The 20,774-nt window shown below is 63.8% G+C and carries 20 protein-coding genes; 11 read left to right on the forward strand and 9 right to left on the reverse strand.

The genetic code is table 11. From position 1 onward, the window contains the following. The first annotated feature begins 3 nt into the window (after window positions 1-3). On the forward strand, window positions 4-1,521 hold the full coding sequence (locus ACT6VE_RS15290) for a tripartite tricarboxylate transporter permease (protein WP_444799413.1): 1,518 nt from the start codon (window positions 4-6) through the stop codon (window positions 1,519-1,521). Between the two features lie 158 nt (window positions 1,522-1,679). Continuing rightward, window positions 1,680-1,844, forward strand: a complete 165-nt coding sequence (locus tag ACT6VE_RS15295) for a hypothetical protein (RefSeq protein ID WP_171902425.1) — start codon at window positions 1,680-1,682, stop codon at window positions 1,842-1,844. A gap of 195 nt (window positions 1,845-2,039) precedes the next feature. Here the strand turns inward: ACT6VE_RS15295 and ACT6VE_RS15300 are convergent, their stop codons facing one another. Further along, window positions 2,040-3,158, reverse strand: coding sequence for a DUF475 domain-containing protein (locus ACT6VE_RS15300; protein ID WP_444799414.1), 1,119 nt, complete (start codon window positions 3,156-3,158; stop codon window positions 2,040-2,042). A 379-nt stretch (window positions 3,159-3,537) separates the two neighbouring features. Between ACT6VE_RS15300 and ACT6VE_RS15305 the strand changes: the two genes are divergently transcribed. From ACT6VE_RS15305 to ACT6VE_RS15320, 4 genes are all read left to right on the forward strand, one after another. Then, window positions 3,538-5,598, forward strand: coding sequence for a M3 family metallopeptidase (locus tag ACT6VE_RS15305; RefSeq protein WP_444799415.1), 2,061 nt, complete (start codon window positions 3,538-3,540; stop codon window positions 5,596-5,598). 282 nt (window positions 5,599-5,880) lie between these two features. Further along, window positions 5,881-7,443, forward strand: coding sequence for an alkaline phosphatase D family protein (locus ACT6VE_RS15310; RefSeq protein WP_444799416.1), 1,563 nt, complete (start codon window positions 5,881-5,883; stop codon window positions 7,441-7,443). Window positions 7,444-7,577: 134 nt separating this feature from the next. Beyond that, on the forward strand, window positions 7,578-9,404 hold the full coding sequence (gene typA, locus ACT6VE_RS15315; RefSeq protein ID WP_444799417.1) for a translational GTPase TypA: 1,827 nt from the start codon (window positions 7,578-7,580) through the stop codon (window positions 9,402-9,404). 215 nt (window positions 9,405-9,619) lie between these two features. Then, on the forward strand, window positions 9,620-10,126 hold the full coding sequence (locus tag ACT6VE_RS15320; RefSeq protein WP_444799418.1) for a GNAT family N-acetyltransferase: 507 nt from the start codon (window positions 9,620-9,622) through the stop codon (window positions 10,124-10,126). A gap of 1 nt (window position 10,127) precedes the next feature. Here ACT6VE_RS15320 and ACT6VE_RS15325 read toward each other — a convergent pair whose 3' ends face one another. Further along, entirely contained in the window at window positions 10,128-10,745 is a 618-nt protein-coding gene (locus ACT6VE_RS15325; protein WP_444799419.1) for a hypothetical protein, read from the reverse strand. Window positions 10,746-10,876: 131 nt separating this feature from the next. On the opposite strand from ACT6VE_RS15325, the gene ppa reads away from it, so the two are divergent. Then, window positions 10,877-11,410, forward strand: a complete 534-nt coding sequence (gene ppa / locus ACT6VE_RS15330; protein ID WP_069060744.1) for an inorganic diphosphatase — start codon at window positions 10,877-10,879, stop codon at window positions 11,408-11,410. 94 nt (window positions 11,411-11,504) lie between these two features. Here the strand turns inward: ppa and ACT6VE_RS15335 are convergent, their stop codons facing one another. The 7 genes from ACT6VE_RS15335 to hemC all read right to left on the reverse strand — a co-directional run bounded on the left by ACT6VE_RS15335 (window position 11,505) and on the right by hemC (window position 17,837). Then, window positions 11,505-11,798, reverse strand: a complete 294-nt coding sequence (locus tag ACT6VE_RS15335) for a YggT family protein (RefSeq protein WP_069060745.1) — start codon at window positions 11,796-11,798, stop codon at window positions 11,505-11,507. 154 nt (window positions 11,799-11,952) lie between these two features. Beyond that, a complete protein-coding gene (locus tag ACT6VE_RS15340; RefSeq protein WP_444799420.1) occupies window positions 11,953-12,669 on the reverse strand; it encodes a glutamine amidotransferase in 717 nt (238 codons plus the stop codon). A 3-nt stretch (window positions 12,670-12,672) separates the two neighbouring features. Continuing rightward, the gene (locus tag ACT6VE_RS15345; protein WP_444799421.1) at window positions 12,673-13,161 is read right to left on the reverse strand and encodes a tellurite resistance TerB family protein; all 489 of its coding nucleotides are present in this window, start codon (window positions 13,159-13,161) and stop codon (window positions 12,673-12,675) included. A 27-nt stretch (window positions 13,162-13,188) separates the two neighbouring features. Next, complete coding sequence (locus tag ACT6VE_RS15350) at window positions 13,189-14,820, reverse strand: heme biosynthesis protein HemY (protein ID WP_444799422.1); 1,632 nt, start codon at window positions 14,818-14,820, stop codon at window positions 13,189-13,191. Between the two features lie 12 nt (window positions 14,821-14,832). Continuing rightward, window positions 14,833-16,080, reverse strand: a complete 1,248-nt coding sequence (locus ACT6VE_RS15355) for a COG4223 family protein (RefSeq protein WP_444799423.1) — start codon at window positions 16,078-16,080, stop codon at window positions 14,833-14,835. A 98-nt stretch (window positions 16,081-16,178) separates the two neighbouring features. Continuing rightward, window positions 16,179-16,904: a uroporphyrinogen-III synthase gene (locus tag ACT6VE_RS15360; RefSeq protein WP_444799424.1), complete on the reverse strand. Its 726-nt coding sequence runs from the start codon at window positions 16,902-16,904 to the stop codon at window positions 16,179-16,181. Between the two features lie 3 nt (window positions 16,905-16,907). Then, a complete protein-coding gene (gene hemC, locus ACT6VE_RS15365) occupies window positions 16,908-17,837 on the reverse strand; it encodes a hydroxymethylbilane synthase (RefSeq protein ID WP_444799425.1) in 930 nt (309 codons plus the stop codon). A 73-nt stretch (window positions 17,838-17,910) separates the two neighbouring features. Between hemC and tsaD the strand changes: the two genes are divergently transcribed. Genes tsaD through ACT6VE_RS15385 form a run of 4 tightly spaced genes read left to right on the forward strand, consistent with a single transcriptional unit; the run spans window position 17,911 to window position 20,736 of the window. Next, window positions 17,911-19,005, forward strand: coding sequence for a tRNA (adenosine(37)-N6)-threonylcarbamoyltransferase complex transferase subunit TsaD (gene tsaD, locus ACT6VE_RS15370; RefSeq protein WP_444799426.1), 1,095 nt, complete (start codon window positions 17,911-17,913; stop codon window positions 19,003-19,005). After that, window positions 19,002-19,988, forward strand: a complete 987-nt coding sequence (locus tag ACT6VE_RS15375) for an NAD(P)H-dependent glycerol-3-phosphate dehydrogenase (protein ID WP_444799427.1) — start codon at window positions 19,002-19,004, stop codon at window positions 19,986-19,988. Before tsaD ends, ACT6VE_RS15375 begins: the two co-directional genes overlap by 4 nt. Window positions 19,989-20,005: 17 nt before the next feature. Next, a complete protein-coding gene (locus ACT6VE_RS15380; protein ID WP_444799428.1) occupies window positions 20,006-20,299 on the forward strand; it encodes a YciI-like protein in 294 nt (97 codons plus the stop codon). A gap of 5 nt (window positions 20,300-20,304) precedes the next feature. Continuing rightward, window positions 20,305-20,736 carry an EVE domain-containing protein gene (locus tag ACT6VE_RS15385; RefSeq protein WP_444799429.1) on the forward strand — a complete coding sequence of 144 codons (432 nt, stop codon included), beginning with the start codon at window positions 20,305-20,307 and terminating at the stop codon, window positions 20,734-20,736. The last annotated feature ends 38 nt before the right edge of the window (window positions 20,737-20,774 follow it).

Below are 20,774 nucleotides of genomic sequence, written 5' to 3' on the forward strand. Positions count from 1 at the left end.
ACAATGGGTACTTTCGAATTCCTGCTGCAGGGCATCGCCATCGCCGCGCAGCCGATGAACCTGCTCTATGCGCTGATCGGCGTCACGCTTGGCACCGCCGTGGGCGTCCTGCCCGGCATCGGCCCGGCACTGACGGTCGCGTTGCTTCTGCCCGTCACCTACAAGCTCGATCCGGCCGGATCGCTGATCATGTTTGCCGGCATCTATTACGGCGGCATGTATGGCGGTTCGACGACGTCGATCCTGCTCAACACGCCGGGCGAAAGCGCCTCGGTGGTCACCGCGCTCGAAGGCAACAAGATGGCTCGTGCCGGACGTGGCGGACCGGCCCTTGCGACGGCCGCGATCGGCTCCTTCGTCGCCGGCCTGATCGCCACGCTCGGCCTTGCCTTCATCGCGCCCTTCGTCGTGAAATTCGCGCTCTCCTTCGGCCCGCGTGAATATTTCGCGCTGATGGTGCTCGCCTTCGTGACCGTTTCGGCCGCTTTCGGCGATTCGACGCTGCGCGGCCTTACCGCCCTCTTCGTCGGCCTCGCACTTGCCGTCATCGGCATCGACCAGCAGACAGGCCAGGCGCGGATGTCCTTCGGCATTCCCGACCTGCTCGACGGCATCGAGGTGACGACGCTTGCCGTTGCCATGTTCGCCATCGGCGAGACGCTCTACGTCGCCTGTCAGGGCGACCGCATCCCCGAGAAGGTGGAGGCGGTCAAGGGTTCGGTCTGGATGAGCAAGCAGGACTGGGCGCGCTCGTGGAAAGCGTGGCTGCGCGGCACGTTCATCGGCTTTCCGATCGGTGCCATGCCGGCCGGCGGTGCGGATATTGCGAGCTTCCTGTCCTATTCGACGGAAAAGCAGTTCTCCAAGCACAGAGACGAGTTCGGCAAGGGCGCCATCGAGGGTGTTGCGGGACCGGAGGCGGCAAACAATGCGTCGGCCGCCGGCACGCTCGTGCCGCTGCTCTCGCTCGGCCTGCCGACGACGGCGACGGCGGCGATCATGCTCGCCGGCTTCCAGCAATTCGGCCTTCAGCCCGGCCCGCTGCTGTTTGCCACCAATCCGCAACTCGTCTGGGGCCTCATCGCCAGCCTGCTGATCGCCAACTTCATGCTGCTGGTGCTGAACCTGCCGCTGATCGGCCTCTGGGTGAAGCTTTTGACGATCCCGAAGCCGTGGCTCTATGCCGGCATCCTGCTGTTTGCGACGCTCGGCACGATCGGCGCCAACCCATCGGTGTTCGAACTCGGCATGCTCTTGGTCTTCGGCTTGCTCGGCTTTGCCATGCGCATCTTCGGTTATCCGATCGCGCCGGTCGTCGTCGGTCTCATCCTCGGGCCGATGGCGGAGCAGCAGCTGCGCCGCGCGCTGGCGATCAGCCAGGGCGATGTGACCTCGCTGTTCATGTCGCCGATCGCTGCCGTGCTCTTCGTGCTGGCGGTGCTCGCCGTCGTCGTGCCGCTCATCCTGCGGGCGCGCGGCAAGGGTGAAGTTCTCTCGCAGTTTGCGGCGAATGAAGACTAGATCTCGGCTCCTCCCGGGATCGAAAGCAGTGCAGGCCGGAAGCCCCCGTTTCCGGCCTGCATTCGTTGCATGGCTGGCCTGACAAACCGTCCGTTGTTCTTTCGGGCCGCAAGCATCATCTTCTGCTCGTAAGCTAAAACAGAAAGCGAGCAATCCAAATGACCACCCTCCGCAACTCCTTCGCCCAGGGCTTCTTCGGCCGGGCCTTCGCCGTACTGAGCGCTGCCAATGCAGCCGCCGCGGCTGTCGAAGGGCACCGCCGCCCGAAGGAACGCGACCTGAAGACGCTCGGCATCAACCCTGCCGACTTCCCGCGCGTCTAACGCGAAGTATAGAATTCTCTGAATGAAAAGGCCCGCTGATCGCAAGATCAGCGGGCCTTCTGTGTTTTTGGGATTTGCTTCGGTCGACCTGCCGGTGGATGGATGGTCGGGTCAAACCCGACCATGACGAAGGAGAAGTTCGCGGCGTGTCAACGAAGGAAAAGCCGGCCGCCTAAACGGCCGGCTCAATGTTCGTTAGGCGTTGTTCTCGCCAAGCTGGGTCGACACGCGGTCCGAGCCGTGGCCGGCATGGTTGCCCAGTTCCCGTTCGCGCCGATTATAGCGGATCGACGACCAGAGCGAGATACCGATCAGCGTTGCGCCGCCAAGGCCGGTGATGACTTCCGGAATGTGCACCAGCGTCTGGAAGTACATGACGACCGACAGGATCAGGATCGCGTAGAACGCGCCGTGCTCCAGGTAGCGGTATTCGGCAAGCGTGCCCTTCTCCACCAGCATGATCGTCATCGAGCGCACATACATGGCGCCGATGCCGAGGCCGATGGCGATGATGAAGAGGTTCTGGGTCAGCGCGAAGGCGCCGATGACGCCGTCGAAGGAGAAGCTGGCATCGAGCACTTCGAGATAGATGAACGCGCCGAGGCCACCCTTAGCCGCTTCCGACATCGCCTTCTGCGAGGCATCGAGCAGGCCACCGACGACTTCCACTGCAAGGAAGGTCAGGAGGCCGTAGATGGCGGAGAACACGAAGGTATTGGCGTCCTCACCCTCGAGCAGGTTCGAGAAGACGAGGATCAGGGCGAGAACAAAGGCGATCTCGATGCCCTTGACGGTCGCCGAGCGGGCCATGTGCTTCTCGATGAAGCCGATCCAGTGCACGTCCTTCTCATGGTTGAAGAAGTAGGTGAGGCCGACCATCATCAGGAAGGTGCCGCCGAAGGCTGCGATCGGCAGGTGGGCTTCGTTCATGATGCGGGCGTATTCCGCAGGCTCGCGGGCGGCGAGAATGAGCGCCTCGATCGGGCCGATGCCGGCGGCAATGACGACGATCAGCAGCGGGAAGACGATACGCATGCCGAAGACGGCAATCACGATGCCCCAGGTCAGGAACCGGTGCTGCCAGACCGGCGTCATGTCCTTGAGCTTGTTGGCATTCACGATTGCGTTATCGAAGGAGAGCGAAATCTCCAGAACCGCCAGAACCGCGCAGATGAAGAAGACGGTCGCCATGCCGGCGAGCGTGCCTTCAGTCTGCCAGCCGAGCAAGGCGCCGAGCGCCAGGCCGATGACGGTGGAGATGATGGCCCATTTCAGGTAGGAAAGGGTGGTCTTGCCTTCGCCGTTGCCGATCATGACAGCGCCTCCATGTTCATGGAGATACGGGAAGTGAGGGTGCGCATACCACAACGGGCATGCGGATAAGGCATGGTCAGGATTTTCATGTGCGTTTGAATCCGCCGGCTAATTGCTGGCGGTACCGACATCACGAGAGCGCCGTAAAAACTCTCGCCAGAGGGGCCCGGCACCAGGGTTTACCGCGGCAGGATGTCAAAAGCCGCGATAGAGGCTGTTTTCACCGAAGTTGCCCTCCGCGTCAAGAGGCAGGGCGCCGCATTGCCCTCAACGCGTTTGCGCGACCTCGGTTCCCGTATTTTATGCCGGCGCCCTGTACCAACACGCTGGTCCGTTCCTATATTCGCCGCACAGTGATTTGCCAGAAGGAACCGCCCGCATGACTGAAACGCGCATCGATCCCGCCCTCGTCGAGTGGACCGGCCTCAACGGCCTGCCACGGTTCGACCGCGTCAAGGACGAAGCCTTTGCCGCGGGCTTCGATGCGGCGCTGGTAGCGCATGAGGCGGAGATCGACGGGATTGCCAACAACGTGGAGCCGGCAACCTTCGAGAACACGATCGTCGCGCTGGAAATTGCCGGCGACCAGCTGTCGCGCGTTTCCGCCCTGTTCTGGAGCCGGGCGGGCGCCAACACCAACGACCTGATCCAGGCGCTGGAACGCGAGATCGCGCCAAAAATGTCGCGGCACTATTCGAAGATCGGCACCAATGCCGTGCTCTTCCAGCGCATCGATGCGCTGTGGGAAGGCCGCGAGGCCCTGAACCTCTCGCTGGAGCAGACCCGCGTGCTGGAGCGACACTGGAAGGGTTTCGTGAAATCGGGCGCCAAGCTTGAAAAGCCGGAGCAGGAACGACTTTCGACGATTAACGAGACGCTGGCCGGGCTCGGTGCGAAATTCGGCCAGAACGTGCTCGCCGACGAAAAGAGCTGGGTGCTGTTCCTCGATGAGGGCGATGCGCTCGACGGCCTGCCGGATTTCCTGAAGGATGCCATGGCATCAGCGGCGCGCGAGCGCGGCCAGGACGGGCGCTATGCCGTCACGCTGTCGCGCTCGATCATCGAACCCTTCCTGACGTTCTCGGCGCGCCGGGACCTGCGCGAACAAGCTTTTCACGCCTGGGTGGCGCGCGGTGAGAACGACGGCGAGACGGACAATCGTGGCATCGTCAAGGACACGCTGGCGCTGCGCGCGGAAAAGGCGGGCCTGCTCGGCTACGAGAACTTTGCTGCGCTGAAGCTCGACAACACCATGGCGAAGACGCCCGACGCGGTGAACGGGCTCCTGATGCAGGTCTGGGAAAAGGCCGTGGCGCGGGCGCGGGAAGAGGAGGCGGATTTGGCCGTGCTCGTCGCCGACGAAGGCCGCAACCACGCGGTCATGCCATGGGACTGGCGCTACTATGCGGAAAAGCTGCGGGCGAAAAAGTTCAACTTCTCCGAGGCCGAGCTGAAACCCTATCTCCAGCTCGAAAAGATCATCGACGCCTGCTTCGACGTTGCCGAGCGGCTGTTCGGCATCCGGGCGATCGAGAAGAAGGATGTGCCGGTCTATCATCCTGACGTGCGCGTGTTCGAGATCCGTGACCGTGAGGACAAGCTTGTGGCCATGTTCCTCGGCGATTACTTCGCCCGGTCCTCCAAGCGCTCGGGCGCCTGGATGAGCTCCTACCAGAGCCAGCACCGGCTGCCGCTTGCGAGCGGTTCGATCGGCGAAATTCCGATCGTCTACAATATCTGCAACTTCGCCAAACCCGCCGAGGGCAAGCCGGCGCTGCTGTCGATCGACGATGCCCGCACGCTGTTCCACGAATTCGGCCATGCGTTGCACGGCATGCTGTCGGACGTCACCTATCCGTCGGTGTCGGGCACCGGCGTTTCGCGTGATTTCGTCGAACTGCCCTCGCAGCTCTATGAGCATTGGCTGACGGTACCGGAAATCTTGACGCGCTACGCCGTGCACTACCAGACCGGCGAAGCGATGCCGGCAGCGCTGCTCGACAAGGTGCTTGCCGCCCGCACCTTCAATTCCGGCTTCGCGACGGTGGAGTTCACCTCCTCGGCGCTGGTCGACATGGCCTTCCACACGCGCGGCGCCGTCGAGGATCCGATGGCGGTGCAGGCTGAGGTGCTGGAAAAGATCGGCCTGCCGACGTCCATCGTCATGCGCCATGCCACGCCGCACTTCCAGCATGTCTTCTCCGGCGACGGCTATTCGGCCGGCTACTATTCCTACATGTGGTCGGAAGTGCTGGACGCCGATGCCTTCGCCGCCTTCACGGAAACCGGCGATGCCTTCAACCCGGCCATGGCCGAGCGGCTGAAGACCTATATCTACGCCGTCGGCGGCTCCGTCGACCCGGAAGACGCCTACAAGGCCTTCCGCGGCAAGCTGCCGAGCCCGGAGGCGATGCTGGAGAAGAAGGGGTTGGCGGCTTAGGGGCGACCCATCGCTCAGGCGGCCCCCTCTTCCGCCTGCCGGCACCTTCTCCCCGCTGGGGAGAAGGGGGTCAACTGCGGCGCCTCGTTTCCCTTCGCCCCTCGGGGAGAAGGTGGCCCGATAGGGCCGGATGAGGGGCGCGGCATGAGGAGACCCGCCGCCGTCATCGTGCCGTCACTGAACTTTCGGTGAATCGTCATCGTCCCGTTACCGGACTGACATGGCCGGGACTCATGGTCTGCCCGCCTGGCGTTTCGATTCGCGGGTCAGGCCGGAGGTGGCATGGCGATTGTTCCGGAGACGCTGACGCGGCGTTCTTTCCTTCTGACCGCAGGGGCCGGCGCGCTTGCGACGTCCTCGGCGCTGGCAGTGCCTTACTACGCGCGACGGCATGGCAGTCCGGTCTTTTCCCACGGCGTGCAGTCTGGTGATGTCGATTGTTCGTCCGGTATGGTCTGGGCGCGGGTCGATCGGCCGGCGGAAGTGACGCTTGAATATTCGACCACCGAGAGTTTTCTCGATGCGGCACGCCTGCCGTTGCAGAAAGCGACGATGGGATCGGACAATACCATCAAGGCGATGCTGCAGGGCCTGCTGCCGGACCAGGACATTTTCTATCGCTTCACCGCGAGCGATCCCTATTCCAGCCATCTGATCTCCGAGCCGGTCGTCGGGCGTTTCCGCACGGCGCCGATGCGCAAGCGCTCGGTGCGTTTCGTCTGGTCGGGGGATACGGCAGGCCAAGGCTGGGGCATCGACGATGTCGGCATGAAGACCTATTCGACCATGCTGCGCCACGAGCCGGATTTCTTCATCCATTCCGGCGATACCGTTTACGCGGACGGGCCGATCCCGGACGAAATTCCGCTGCGCGACGGGGGCGTTTGGAAGAACCGCATCGTGACCGACGAAAAACGCAGCGTGGCGCGCACGCTGGAAGAATTTCGCGGCCAGTGGAAATATAATCTGCTCGATGGCCACCTGCTGTCTTTCAACACCCAATGCCCGACCTTCTTCCAGTGGGACGACCACGAGGTTTTGAACAATTGGTCGGAATCGAGCGACCTGACCGGCGACCGGCGCTATCCGGACAAGGATATCGGCGTCTATGAAGAGCGTGCGCGGCGCGCCTTCCACGAAATGACGCCGATCCGCTATTTTCCCACCGAGCCCGGCCGCATCTTCCGCAAGGTCGCCTATGGGCCGCTGCTCGACGTGTTCTTCGTCGACCTGCGCTCCTATCGCAGCCCCAACCGGGGCGGCACGGAGAACGGCCTGTTCGGCTGGCGGCAGGCGGACTGGCTGCGCCGCGAGCTTGCGGCCTCGCAGGCTGTCTGGAAGGTCATTGCCTGCGACATGCCGCTCGGCCTCGTCATCTGGGACGATTACGCCAATAGCCTTGGATATGAGGGGGTTGCGGACGGTCTCAACGGCCCGCCGGCGGCGCGTGAGCGCGAGATCGCCGACCTGCTTTCCTTCATGCGCGACAATGCGATCCACAATGTCGTGTGGCTGACGGCGGATGTGCACTACACGGCCGCGCACCACTACGATCCGTCGCGCGCAAAATTCCAGGAGTTCAATCCGTTCTGGGAATTCGTCTCCGGGCCGCTGCATTCCGGAACCTATGGACCAAAGCCGCTCGACATGACCTTCGGCCCGGACGTCCGTTTCATCAAGTCGTCGAAAGGCGGGGTCGATAGCAATCTGCCGCCGTCCGCCGGCCTGCAATTCTTTGGTCTCGTCGATATCAACGGGTCGAGCGAGGAGATGACCGTGCGGCTGATGGACCGGGAGGATCAGGAGCTTTGGCGCATCACCTTGCCGCCGGTGCGTTCATCATGAGAGCAAGCTGCGCGCTGATCGGGCAACAGAGTTGCATCCCGCCCCTTTCGCATTTGCGGAAAAACATGTAAGAGCCCGACCATTGAAGACGGCGCCCTTATACCCTGCGCGCCCCGAACCTCAGAGATTACACCATGTCTATCCGCAATATCGCGATCATCGCGCACGTCGACCATGGCAAGACCACGCTCGTTGACGAGCTTCTGAAGCAGTCCGGCTCGTTCCGTGAAAACCAGCGCGTCGCCGAACGCGTGATGGACTCGAACGACATCGAAAAAGAACGCGGCATCACCATTCTCGCCAAGGCGACCTCGGTCGAGTGGAAGGGTGTTCGCATCAACATCGTCGACACCCCCGGCCACGCCGACTTCGGCGGCGAAGTCGAACGCATCCTGTCGATGGTGGACGGCGCCATCGTTCTCGTCGACTCGTCTGAAGGCCCGATGCCGCAGACCAAGTTCGTGGTCGGCAAGGCGCTCAAGGTCGGCCTGAAGCCGATCGTCGCGATCAACAAGATCGACCGCCCGGACGGCCGCCATGAGGAAGTGCTGAACGAGGTCTTCGATCTCTTCGCCAATCTCGACGCCACCGACGAACAGCTCGACTTCCCGATCCTCTACGGTTCGGGCCGCAACGGCTGGATGAACGTCAATCCGGAAGGCCCGAAGGACGAAGGCATGGCGCCGCTGCTCGATCTCGTGCTGAAGCACGTGCCGGAGCCGACGGTCGCCGACGGTCCGTTCCGTCTGATCGGCACGATCCTCGAAGCCAACCCCTTCCTCGGCCGCATCATCACCGGCCGCATCCATTCCGGCTCGATCAAGCCGAACCAGGCCGTCAAGGTTCTCGGCCAGGACGGCAAGCTCATCGAAACCGGCCGTATCTCGAAGATCCTCGCCTTCCGCGGCATCGAGCGCACGGCGATCGACGAAGCGCATGCGGGCGACATCGTCGCTATTGCCGGTCTCTCCAAGGGCACCGTCGCCGACACGTTCTGCGATCCGTCGGTCACCGAGGCCATGAAGGCGCAGCCGATCGATCCGCCGACCGTCACCATGTCGTTCATCGTCAACGACAGCCCGCTTGCCGGCACCGAAGGCGACAAGGTGACGAGCCGCGTCATCCGCGACCGCCTGTTCAAGGAAGCCGAAGGCAACGTCGCCCTGAAGATCGAAGAGGCCGAAGGCAAGGATTCGTTCTTCGTTTCCGGCCGCGGCGAACTTCAGCTCGCCGTTCTGATCGAGACCATGCGCCGCGAAGGTTTTGAGCTTGCCGTGTCGCGTCCGCGCGTCGTCATGCACAAGGACGAGAACGGCACCACGATGGAGCCGATCGAAGAAGTCGTCATCGACGTCGATGAAGAACATTCGGGTATCGTCGTGCAGAAGATGTCCGAGCGCAAGGCCGAGATGACGGAGCTTCGTCCGTCGGGTGGCAACCGTGTTCGCCTGAAGTTCCTGGCGCCGACCCGCGGCCTGATCGGCTACCAGTCGGAACTCTTGACCGACACGCGCGGCACGGCTGTCATGAACCGCCTGTTCCACGACTACCAGCCCTACAAGGGTGCCATCGGTGGTCGCGTCAACGGCGTGCTGCTGTCGAACGCTTCGGGCGAAGCCGTCGCCTATGCCATGTTCAACCTGGAAGACCGCGGCCCGATGATCATCGAGCCGGGTGAAAAGGTCTATGCAGGCATGATCATCGGCATCCACACCCGTGATAACGACCTCGAGGTCAACGTGCTGAAGGGCAAGCAGCTCACCAACATCCGCGCCGCCGGCAAGGATGAAGCCGTGAAGCTGACCCCGCCGATCCGCATGACGCTCGACCGCGCGCTGTCGTGGATCCAGGACGACGAGCTGATGGAAGTGACGCCGAAGTCGATCCGTCTGCGCAAGATGTTCCTCGACGCCAACGACCGTAAGCGATTCGACAAGCAGCGCGCGTCCGGCGCGGCATAAGCCGCTCCTTCCCGAAACGGGACATTTTGAACCCCGGCTCCCTGAAACAAGGGGGCCGGGGTTTTTCATGTGTGTGCCATCGTTTTACGACTTGTGACGCTTGTTAAAAAAGCGTTAACTTTTCCGCGTGCCATCCGGAACTCGCCTGTGGGCAATGGATGCCTTTGCAGGGTGCGGGATTCCGATGGAATCGGTGCGGGAATAAGAGTGGTGTTATGAAAACACTGTCGATCGATGTGCGGCGCGCCGAGCCGCAGGACGCGCGCGCGATATCCGAGGTACACCGGGTATCGTGGCTGCAGACCTATGGCGGCCTCATTCCGCATATCCCGCTCAACCAGATGGTCGATCGACGGGGCGAGACCTGGTGGCGCAAGGCGACGTGCGGTCCCGCGACTTTGCTCGTGCTGGATGTCGCCGGTACGGTGGCAGGCTATGCCACGCTCGGCCTCAACCGTGCCCGGGCTCTGCCGCAGGAAGGCGAGATCTACGAACTGTATTTGCGCCCGGAGTACCAGGGTATGGGCCTTGGCCGGCTGCTGTTCGGCGAGGCGCAACGACTTTTGAAGTCGCTCGGCTGCAACGGCCTGATCGTCTGGTGCCTGGAAGACAGCGAACACGCTGACCGCTTCTTCCGCTCCGCCGGCGGCCGCGATATTGCTGAAGGCATGGAGAGTTTCGGCGTGAAGGAACTGAAGAAGGTCGGTTTCGTCTGGCCTTAGACTATTCCTTGGCCTCTGGCAGATAACGCATCGGTTCCCCTGCTAGCTTACCACGTGTTCCCAGCCATTGCGGCTCGCTGACGCCGCAGGCGAAATCATGCGCTTCCTCGTCCGCGATCTTACGGGCGAGCGTGTTGGCATCCTTGTTTTCCAGCGCGTCGACATAACCGACGACGCAGCTTGTCGGGTTGTCACTGGTTGCGACCGTCGAGACGACGAGGACCTGGCCGTAGCGCGCGTCGGCATCGCTGGTCGTCTCGGGGTCGGACACGAACCAGCGGACAATGGTCGCAACCGGCTTGCCGCCCGTGCCGAGACGCCATTCGATCTTGGCGTTGGTGTGGTTGAACGGCCCAAAACTCTCGAAGGCTTCGTCGAGCCATTCTTTGCTGATCGGGCCATAGGCCTGGCTTTGCCGGAGGTCGCCCTCCTTGAAATAGACGGAAAAATCCTTGTAGCCGTCGCATTGCAGGGTGATGCTCGGGTCGTCGTCGTCGGTTTGTGACAGCGTCTTGCAGGCATCGAGGTTGCGCTCGGAATAGGCGCTTTCGTTTGCCTTAGCGAGGGTCGTGGAGCAAGCGGCGAGGGTTGTCGCGAGAAGAAAAGCTGTCAGGCGCATGGGTCATCCTCCGGTCCTCAGAAGACGAAACATGATAGCGGTCTATTCGGCCCCAGTGAAAGTCATGTTGCGCCGCAACGGGATTCGCATTAGGAAGCCCGCAATCAACCCAGTGCACTGAGGGAGCCCCCATGCGTATCGATGCGATTTCCGTTGGCAAGAACCCGCCGGACGACGTGAACGTCATTGTCGAGGTGCCGGTCGGCGGCCACCCGATCAAGTACGAAATGGACAAGGAAGCCGGCGCGCTCGTCGTCGACCGGTTCCTCTACACGCCGATGACCTATCCGGGCAATTACGGCTTTGTGCCGCACACGCTGTCGGAAGACGGCGACCCGATCGACGTGCTGATCGCCAACACGCGCCCGCTCGTTCCGGGCTGCGTCATCAACGTGCGCCCGATCGGCGTGCTGGTCATGGAAGACGATGGCGGCAAGGACGAGAAGATCATCGCCGTGCCGGTGCCGAAGCTGACGCGCCGTTACGACAAGGTCGAGAACTACACCGACCTGCCGGAAATCTCGCTGAAGCAGATCGAGCACTTCTTCTCGCACTACAAGGATCTGGAGCCCGGCAAGTGGGTGAAGATCGCCGGCTGGGAAGACGTCAACGTCGCCAAGCGGATGATTCTCGAGGCGGTCGACCGCTACAACGCCCAGAAGTAAGCGCCTGCTGCGCTCTTCGAGCCTGAAACAAAAATCCTCCGGGTCGCTGTCGATCCGGAGGATTTTCTTTTTCTGAGTGTCGTCGGCCCTGAGATCAGGACAGAAGGGCGGGCGCCAGGACGCTGCGGATCACCTGCTCCAGGAAGAACAGGATGACGAGCACGACGAGCGGCGACAGATCGACGCCGCCGAAATTCGGCAGGATGCGGCGGATCGGGCGATAGATCGGTTCGGTCAGCTGGTAGAGCGAGCGGCCGATGGTCGCGATCACCTGATTGTTCGCGTTGATGACATTGAACGCGTAGAGCCAGGAAAAGATCGCCGAGGCGATCACCAGGAACCACGCTATGCTGATGATGAACAATAGGGTGTTGATGACCGCTATCATTGACGTCTCCAATTGGTTTCGTCACGACATGTAGCCATTGCAGGCCCCGCCAGCAAGGCCGCGGTCAAGGCAGGCGGCAACATGTTTAATGCCGGCCTTTTGTCTCTACGCAATTGCCGACGCAAAACCGTTTCGCCGTCGGCTGGAATTGCGTTCAACCCTCGTGAAAAATGCGGTCGAGGAAGGCCGTCATCCAGAGACGCAGGCGGGCGTCATACAGCAGGCGGCCATCGAGATGGGCGCGGCCGGCCTGCGCGCCCGGCAACTCGAAGCGGTGCGCACCGCGCACGACCCAGCGGTGCATCATGGCAAGCGTCAGTTCACCGTGGAACTGGATGCCCCACGCATTGTCGCCATAACGAAAAGCCTGGTTCTCGTAGTGATGGCCGGTGGCGAGCAGTGTTGCGCCTGTCGGCAGGTCGAAGCCTTCGCGGTGGAACTGGTAGACCATCTCCGGCCAGGGCATCAGCGCCGTGCCGGCCTCGGTGGCATTCAGCGGATACCAGCCGATCTCCGTCCAGCCGTCCTCGTGCCCGAACACCGTGCCGCCGAGATTTTTCACCAGCATCTGCGCGCCGAGGCAGATGCCGAGGAACGGCTTGTTCTCCGCCAGCGGTACCGAGAGCCAGTCGATTTCCTGCCGGACATAGGGTTCGTCGTCATTGGCGCTCATCGGCCCGCCGAAGACCACGGCGCCGGCATGCTGTTCCAGCGTTTCGGGCAGCGGATCGCCCTGCACGGGACGGCGGATATCCAGCGCATGACCCATCTGCTGCAGGATCTGGCCGACGCGGCCGGGGCTCGAGGTCTCCTGGTGCAGCACGATCAGGACAGGGCGCCTGCGGCGCGGGTTTCGCGGGAAATCGAGCATGGCTCAGGCTTCGTCCTGTTCCTCTTTCTCCCCGGCTACCCCCACACGTCCGGCGACTTCCTGCCGCTTCATGATGCGCTCTCGCCCGGAGACGCCCATCAGGTCGGCAATGCGCCAGATGGCGTGATCCTCCATCTCGCTGCGCTCGCCATCCGCATAGACGATCTCCCACAGCAGGCCGATGAGATCGACACGCTGCTCTTCCGAAAGCTGGCGTTTCAGCTCGGAGGTGAAGCGGAAGAAATCGATCGCCTCGCTTTCGGCATCCGTGCCAGCGGCGACGAGGGCATCGAGTTCCGCCTCGTCGACACCGTAAAATTCCTTGAAGCGGGCGCGCAGCGCCTTCTTCTCGACCTCAAGCACCTTGCCGTCCGCCTCCATCACCTGGATGCACAGCGCCATGACCGCGACGCGCGGATCATCGGCGGCAAAGGTCGGCTTGCCGTCACCGCCGGAGAGGCTCGCAAGGAATTGCTGCAAGCGTTCAAACATTGATATTTAGCCCCGTTCCCAAAACCCTCAGAACAGCCTGAAGCCGCTCGTACCGTCTCGCTTGACTGCCCCTTCCTTGACGCCCGGATCGTCGGGCAGGCCGTAGAAGGGACGTTCTTCCTCGTTTTCTTCCACCATCTCCACCTTCGCCTTTTCGGGCGCCTTTTCAGGTGTCTTGGCCGGCGTAACGGTCTTGAGGGGGATCGGCTCGACCACCGTGGCGATCACCACGGGGGTCTCTGCCTCTGCCTTTTCGACCTTCACCACCTCTTCGACCCGGACGACCGGCTTCGCCTCGATGGCGAGCGGCGGCAATGTGCGGATGGCCTCGTCGACGGCATCCGTCGAGCCCTCTTCGACCGGCCCCTGCAATTCACTGACCGGTGTCTTCCATTCGAAGGCATCGAGGCGGCCGGTGACGGGCGAGACGGCGCGCCATTCCGGCGCGGTGATGCCGTCTGCGGTCCAGGCAGGATCGCGCGGCGCCTTTAGCGCCTGGTTCATCCAATGGCGGATGCGGCCCTGGTCGCCGGTCTCGGCATCCTCGATGTCGGCGAGCAGCAGGAAGGCGCTTTCACGCGGCGAAAGGCGTGCGGTGGCCTCCGCCTTGGTGCGGGCAAGCGCGAAGTCGCGGGTTTCCAGCGCGGCCTCGGCAACGGCATAGAGCGCCTCGGCATTGTTCGGCCGCAGTGCTTCCAGCTTTTCCGCCCGCTTCAACCGGTCGGATGCCGAATCGCCGCTGCGGGCGCGGACATAGAGTTTTGCCACGTCGCCATGCGCCGTCGCCTTCCAGAGCTTTTCGAGGATGGTGGCGGCCTTGCGCAGATTGTCCTCACGCAAATAGGCCTTGGCCTCGATGAGGCCGGCCGGCACGAAGTTTTCGTCGAGCTTCAGCGCCTGATGCGCATCGTCGCGCGCACCCTTGGGGTCGGCATCGAGTTTTGCAGCGGCGCGGGCGGTGAGCAGCACGGCCCTGCGGCGCGCATGGGTCTTCTTCTCTTCGGGCGAGCCGGTGCGGCCGTCGCCAAGCAGTTTCAGGGCTTCGTCCCAATCGCCGGCAGCGGAGCGGTATTCAAGCGCGGCTTCGGCCGCCCAGGGCAGTTGCGGCGCCTTTTCCGCGGCACGCTCGGCATATTGCCGGGCGGCTTCGTTGGCACCGAGACGGCGGGCTTCGAGATAGAGGCCGCGCAGGCCGAGCTCGCGGGTCTCCGGATCATCGGCCATCAGCTCGAATTTTTTGCGCGCATCGTCATAGCGGCCTTCGATCATGGCCGCCTGTGCTTCGAGCAGATGGAGCAGCGGCTCCTGATCGGCGTTGAGCAGGCCCTTGGTGCGGCCTAGCATCTTTCTGGCACCGGCGGCGTCGCCGGCACCGGCAGCGATCAGGCCGGTCGACAGGGCCTGGTAGCCACGGTCGCGCTTGCGGGCGCGAAAATAGCGCTGGATGGAATGCGGCGAGGTCCAGACGACGCGCACAATCCACCAGGAGAACATGACGGCGGCGATCAGCGACACGACGAGCGTGGCGGCGACCATCAGGCTCATGTCGGCGCGTTGGCCCTGCCAGATGATGGATAGCTCGCCGGGACGGTCGGCAAGCCAGGCAAAGCCCGCGGCAAGGGCGAGAACGAACAGAGCGAAGACCAGAATGCGAATCATGAAGTCTTCTCCTCAGCCCTGGTTGCCGGTGGATGTGCCGATCATCGCGCCGGAAACGACGCTGCCGATCAGGCCTTCGACGGTGACGCGCTGGTCGAGCGTGCGCTTGTAATCGACTGCCGCGGCCTGGCCGACGTCCGGCAGGGTCTGCCATTCGATCTGCGCGCCCTTGAAATCGCCGTTCTGCAGCTTGGTCTCGATACGGGCGACGATGGCTTCGGGTGAATCCCCTTCGACTGTGCCGACCGGCCGCACGCGGATCGCCGAGGCGGCGCTCGACATCAGGCGATTGAAGATGCCCTGGTCGCCGTCCGGCTGGTGCACGGCGTCGAGAATGCCGTCGGCGGTCTTCTGGAAATCGCGCACGAGGTCCGAGCGCGACGGCACGCCGATGGCGGCGTGTTCGCGCAGGCCCGCGACGGACGGGTCGTCCGGCGAGATGCTGGCGAAGGCCTCGAGTTCGGCGAGATAGGGGCCGCCGCGGTCGATCGCGGTCTTGAGCGCGCTTGCGGCCACGGCGCGCGCCAGCTCCGTGTCGTTGCGCGGTTCGTCGAGTTTTTGCTCGGCGGCGGCAATGCGCTCGGTCAACTGGGTTTCGGTGGAGCTGACCGCCTCGGTGGTGCGCGCCACGGCTTCACGGAGCGCCGTCAGCTCGGTCGTAAGGCGCGTCACGTCGGCTTCGAGCCTGGTGACAGCCTCCGGCGCCGCACCGGCGGCAGCCGCGCCGTTGCCTGCCGAGGTTTCGAGCGCCGCGATGCGGGCCTCGATCGGCTGGAGATCGACCGGACTGGCGGCCGTGGTTTCGGAGAGCCGGCTTTTCAGCGCCTCGACTTCATTGGAAAGGGCCGCGACCGCACTGCTGTCGCCGGCGCGTTCCGGGCCGAGTGCCGGCAGGTAGCCGCCATATTGCAGGCTGCCGGCGCCGAGAAGCGCGATCAGGCCGCCGAGAATGCTGGCAGCAAGCACGCCGGCATTGCTTTTCTGCGGCGGCGGTGGCGTTTGCGCGCGCACCGGTTCCTCATAGGTCGACCGGGCCGGCTCGACCGGGTCCTGCTTTTCCTCGACGACCTCAGGCTCAGCGGCAACAATCTCTTCGGCGACCGGTTCCTCGGTTGCGGTTTCCGGTGTGACGGCCTCGGCTTCGGCCTTTTCCTCGGCCGCGAGCGCTTCGTTGCTCACGGAGGCCGGAACCGCCTCCAGGTCGATGGTCACGGGTTCATCGCTGGCCTTCTTGCGACGGGACGGGGTTTCCGGTTCCATGGCGAGCTCCTCGCGTTCATGTGCATTGCATTAAACGTAGACAGGGATGGCAAGGAGGGAAAGACCCTTGCGGTAAATTCATCCACCGGCGCCCGCGCTTAGAGCAGATCGAGCAGGCTTTCCTCGTTGGGGGCGATGGCGACGACCGTCAAGGCCGCAAAACGCTGCGGCACGCCGCGAGCGACGTTCGGGCTCATGCAGAGCATGAGCGTCGAAAGAAAGCGTTCTGGCATTTCGATCAGCGGCGACAGTTCGAAGAAAGTACGGGCGGTTTCCCGCGAATAAAACAGCACCGCATCGGGTACGGGCCGGAGGAGGGCGGCCTCCGTTTCGCTGCGTCTCGGGATGCGGGACACCATGCGGTAGCATTCGACCGTCCGGAAGGGGATGCCGTTCTCTTTGAGGCGGGCTTCGAAGGCGGGCGCGCGCGGATTGCCGGCAAGATAGAGGATCGGTTCTGCTGGCATGCCGAAATCCCGGCAATGCCCGATGATCATGTTGGCCAGATCCCGGCCGTCCCCCTCGGGGGTCAGCACGGTGCGGAAACCGGCCTCTGCCGCCGCCTGCGCCGAGGCGCGACCGACCGAGAAGACGGTGGTTAGCAGGTGGCGGTCGAGTGTCTCGCCGACCATGCCGAAAAGGCGGGCGACTTCCGCGCTGGTGATGGCGATTGCCGAATGGCGCACGGCAAGAGCTGATTTCAGGGCTTCGACGTCGTGTTCCGGTGCGGCCAGCGGCAGCAGCCTCGTGTCATGGCCGAGCGCCTCCAGCTTGCGTGCGGTGCGTGCTGCCGCTTTTTGCGGTCGTGTGACGACAACCTGCACGGATCAGCCCCAGCTTTCGAAGAAATCCGCTCCCGCCTTGCCGCGGATCGTCTGGCCGGCCTCTTCGCCGAGCCGTCCGGCATCGCCCGCCGGGCCGCTCGTCTCGATCTCGTGATACTGGCTGCCGTCGGGTGTCAGGATCATGCCGCGGAACTGCAGGTGCTCGCCCTCGACCGTCGCATAGCCGGCGATCGGCGTGCGACAAGAACCGTCGAGCGTGGCGAGGAAGCCGCGTTCGCAGGTGACGGCGGCGCGCGTCGCCCGGTCGTCGATGGCGGCGAGCAGGCTGTTCATGCGATCATCGCCTAGGCGGCTTTCGACGCAGATCGCGCCCTGCGCCGGGGCGGGCGGGAAGGAAACGGGATCGAGGATTTCCGTCGGCACGTCGAGCTTGCCGAGGCGCTTGAGACCCGCATAGGCGAGCAGCGTCGCATCGGCCTGGCCTTCGGCGAGTTTTGCGAGGCGCGTTTCGACCTGGCCGCGGAAGACGATGACGTTGAGGTCCGGCCGCAGGCGGCGGATCAATGCCTGGCGGCGAAGTGACGCGGAGCCGACGGTGGCGCCCTGCGGCAGGTCGAGCAGGCGTTTTGCCGCACGGCCGATGAAGGCGTCACGGACGTCTTCGCGCGGCAGGAAGGCAGAGAGATACAAGCCGTCCGGCAGTTTCGTCGGCATGTCCTTGGAGGAATGCACGGCGAAATCGAGTTCGCCGGAGATGAGCTGCGCCTCGATTTCTTCGGTGAACAGGCCCTTGCCACCGATCAGCGCCAGGGAACGATCGGTGATGCGGTCGCCTTTCGTCGAGAGCACGACGATCTCGAACATTGCTTCCGAAAGACCATGGGCCGCCATCAGGCGCGAACGGGTCTCATGGGCCTGGGCGAGCGCCAGCGGGCTGCCGCGCGTGCCGATCCTGAAAGGTTTTGTTTGCATCCGCCGTAATCCGTTGTTACCGGGATGTCTCGTAACCGGCTTTAAAGCCGCCCGCAATCAATCCTAGTGCTTCATGTCGTCCCAATTGACCATTCTCGGCATCGAAACGAGCTGCGACGAGACCGCCGCTGCCATCGTCGTGCGCGATCCGGACGGAAAGGGCGAGATTCTCGGCGAAGTCGTGCTGAGCCAGCTCGAAGAGCACAGCGCCTATGGCGGCGTGGTGCCTGAGATCGCGGCGCGCGCCCATGTGGAAGCTCTGGACAGCCTGATTGCCGAAGCCCTTTTGCGCGCCGGGCGTTCGCTCAAGGATGTCGATGCCATCGCCGCGACGAGCGGGCCGGGGCTGATCGGCGGGCTCATCGTTGGGCTGATGACGGGCAAGGCGATCGCCCGCGCCACCGGCAAGCCGCTTTATGCCGTCAATCATCTCGAAGGCCATGCGCTGACGGCGCGGCTGACGGACGGACTGTCGTTTCCCTATCTGATGCTGCTCGTTTCCGGCGGCCATACCCAGCTCGTGCTGATCCGCGGCGTCGACGACTATGAGCGCTGGGGCACGACGATCGACGATGCGCTCGGCGAGGCCTTCGACAAGACGGCAAAGCTGCTCGGCCTGCCCTATCCCGGCGGGCCGGCGGTCGAGCGCGCGGCGAAGACGGGCAATGCGGAACGCTTTACCTTTCCGCGGCCGCTCGTCGGCGAGGCGCGGCTTGATTTTTCCTTCTCCGGCCTGAAGACCGCAGTGCGTCAGGCGGCACAGTCGATCGAGCCGGTGACGGAGCAGGACATCGCGGACATCTGCGCCTCCTTCCAGCGCGCCGTGTCGCGCACCCTGAAGGACCGCATCGGCCGTGGTCTCGAACGGTTCCGCAGGCTCTTTCCCGAAATGGCAACACCGGCGCTCGTCGTTGCCGGTGGTGTCGCGGCGAATGCCGAGCTGCGGTCCACGTTGCAGACGCTTTGCGACAAACACAAATTCCGTTTCATCGCACCACCGCTGGCGCTCTGCACCGACAATGCGTCGATGATCGCCTGGGCGGGGCTGGAGCGCATGGCGGCCGGCTTTGCGCCGGATGACCTTGCTGTCGCGCCGCGTTCGCGCTGGCCGCTCGACCGTGAGGCCGCGACGATGCTTGGATCCGGCAAACGGGGAGCCAAGGCATGAGCACCACCCCGAAGATCGCCGTCGTCGGCGCTGGCGCCTTCGGCACGGCGCTGGCGAGTGTTGCCGCGGCGAGCGGCGGCGATGTCACGCTGATCGGTCGTGATGCTGCGGCCGTTGAGGTCATGCGCGCGTCGCGGCGCAACGAGAAGGCATTGCCGGGCATCGACCTGCCTGAAGCGCTGGCCTTCAGCGCCGAGGTCGAAACCGTTCGCGGTGCCGGCATCGTGCTGTTTGCCATGCCCTCGCAGGCGCAGCGCCAGGCGGCGCGGGATCTGGCGCCCCTGCTGGCACCGGGCACGGCGGTCGTCATCTGCGCCAAGGGCATGGAAAAGGGCACCGGCCGGCTTCTGACGGATGTGCTGGAAGAGGAACTGCCCGGCCGCGAGATTGCGGTGCTGTCCGGCCCCGGCTTTGCCGCGGATATCGCGCGCGGCCTGCCGACGGCGATGGTGATTGCCGCGCGGACGGCGGAGATCGGTGCGGCGCTGGCGCAGGCTTTGTCCGGGCCGACGTTCCGGCTCTATCCATCGACGGACCGGATCGGCGTGCAGCTTGGCGGCGCCTTGAAGAATGTGCTGGCGATAGCCTGCGGCATCATCGAGGGCGCCGAGCTCGGTGATTCGGCGCGTGCAGCCTTGATTTCGCGCGGGCTTGCGGAACTGTCGCGCTTCGTTGCGGCGCATGGCGGGGAGGGCAACACGGTGACGGGGCTTTCCGGCCTCGGCGACCTCGTGCTGACAGGCACGAGCCACCAGTCGCGCAACCTGCGCTTCGGCATCGCGCTCGGCCGCGACGGCAATGCCGCCGGCTGGTCGGGCGATCTCGTCGAGGGCGCCTTTGCCGCTTCGGTTGCCGCCGGCGTTGCCGTGCAAAAGGGTATCGACATGCCGATCACCGATGCGGTCGCCCGCATCATCGACGGCACGCTCGACGTGAAGACAGCGATCGGGCAATTGATGACGCGCCCGATCACCCAGGAATAGACAGGAAGGATTGTTTCATGCTTTTCGCATTCATCTGCGCAGACAAGCCCGGTGCGCTTCAGATCCGCCTCGATACACGGCCTGAACACGTCGCCTATCTCAACGACCTCAATGCGGGCGGAAAACTCGCCTTTGCCGGTCCTTTCCTCGGTGACGATGGCAAGCCGACCGGCAGCCTCGTCGTGGTCAAGGCCGAGACGATCGAAGAGGCGCGGCAGATCGCCGACAACGACCCCTATGCCAAGGCTGGCCTGTTCGCCTCCGTCGAGGTGAAGGCCTGGAACTGGGTCTTCAACAATCCGGAGGCCTGAGACGCATGGCATATTGGCTCTACAAGTCCGAACCCTTCAAATGGTCCTGGCAGATGCAGAAGGATGCCGGTGAAGCTGGCACCGAATGGACCGGCGTGCGCAACTATTTGGCGCGCAACCACATGCGGGCGATGAAGGTCGGCGACAAGGGCTTCTTCTATCATTCGAATGAAGGGCTGGAGATCGTCGGCTTCACGGAAGTCTGTGCGCTGTCGCATCCGGATTCGACGGCCGGCGAGGATCCTCGCTGGGATTGCGTCGATATTCGCGCGCTGCAGGATATGCCGAAACCGGTGACGCTGAAGGATATCAAGGCCAATCCCAAGCTCTCCAACATGGCGCTCGTCACCTCCATGCGTCTTTCGGTGCAGCCGGTGACCGAGGACGAGTGGATCGAGGTCTGCCGCATGGGTGGCCTCGCCAAGCCGCCGCGCTAATGCTTCGCCTTTTTTGTTCTTCGCATCGTCTTTCCGAA

Origin of the sequence: Shinella sp. (assembly GCF_052438155.1) — a bacterium.
Lineage (GTDB): Bacteria > Pseudomonadota > Alphaproteobacteria > Rhizobiales > Rhizobiaceae > Shinella.

Bases quoted from the DNA above. Each gene is read 5' to 3' on its own strand.
- ACT6VE_RS15290 (WP_444799413.1), top strand. From the start codon at position 4: ATGGGTACTTTCGAATTCCTGCTGCAGGGCATCGCCATCGCCGCGCAG.
- ACT6VE_RS15305 (WP_444799415.1), top strand. From the start codon at position 3,538: ATGACTGAAACGCGCATCGATCCCGCCCTCGTCGAGTGGACCGGCCTC.
- typA (WP_444799417.1), top strand. From the start codon at position 7,578: ATGTCTATCCGCAATATCGCGATCATCGCGCACGTCGACCATGGCAAG.
- ACT6VE_RS15300 (WP_444799414.1), bottom strand. From the start codon at position 3,158: ATGATCGGCAACGGCGAAGGCAAGACCACCCTTTCCTACCTGAAATGG.
- ACT6VE_RS15380 (WP_444799428.1), top strand. From the start codon at position 20,006: ATGCTTTTCGCATTCATCTGCGCAGACAAGCCCGGTGCGCTTCAGATC.
- ppa (WP_069060744.1), top strand. From the start codon at position 10,877: ATGCGTATCGATGCGATTTCCGTTGGCAAGAACCCGCCGGACGACGTG.
- ACT6VE_RS15320 (WP_444799418.1), top strand. From the start codon at position 9,620: ATGAAAACACTGTCGATCGATGTGCGGCGCGCCGAGCCGCAGGACGCG.
- ACT6VE_RS15340 (WP_444799420.1), bottom strand. From the start codon at position 12,669: ATGCTCGATTTCCCGCGAAACCCGCGCCGCAGGCGCCCTGTCCTGATC.
- ACT6VE_RS15345 (WP_444799421.1), bottom strand. From the start codon at position 13,161: ATGTTTGAACGCTTGCAGCAATTCCTTGCGAGCCTCTCCGGCGGTGAC.
- tsaD (WP_444799426.1), top strand. From the start codon at position 17,911: ATGTCGTCCCAATTGACCATTCTCGGCATCGAAACGAGCTGCGACGAG.
- ACT6VE_RS15355 (WP_444799423.1), bottom strand. From the start codon at position 16,080: ATGGAACCGGAAACCCCGTCCCGTCGCAAGAAGGCCAGCGATGAACCC.
- ACT6VE_RS15295 (WP_171902425.1), top strand. From the start codon at position 1,680: ATGACCACCCTCCGCAACTCCTTCGCCCAGGGCTTCTTCGGCCGGGCC.
- ACT6VE_RS15310 (WP_444799416.1), top strand. From the start codon at position 5,881: ATGGCGATTGTTCCGGAGACGCTGACGCGGCGTTCTTTCCTTCTGACC.
- ACT6VE_RS15375 (WP_444799427.1), top strand. From the start codon at position 19,002: ATGAGCACCACCCCGAAGATCGCCGTCGTCGGCGCTGGCGCCTTCGGC.
- ACT6VE_RS15350 (WP_444799422.1), bottom strand. From the start codon at position 14,820: ATGATTCGCATTCTGGTCTTCGCTCTGTTCGTTCTCGCCCTTGCCGCG.
- hemC (WP_444799425.1), bottom strand. From the start codon at position 17,837: ATGCAAACAAAACCTTTCAGGATCGGCACGCGCGGCAGCCCGCTGGCG.
- ACT6VE_RS15335 (WP_069060745.1), bottom strand. From the start codon at position 11,798: ATGATAGCGGTCATCAACACCCTATTGTTCATCATCAGCATAGCGTGG.
- ACT6VE_RS15385 (WP_444799429.1), top strand. From the start codon at position 20,305: ATGGCATATTGGCTCTACAAGTCCGAACCCTTCAAATGGTCCTGGCAG.
- ACT6VE_RS15325 (WP_444799419.1), bottom strand. From the start codon at position 10,745: ATGCGCCTGACAGCTTTTCTTCTCGCGACAACCCTCGCCGCTTGCTCC.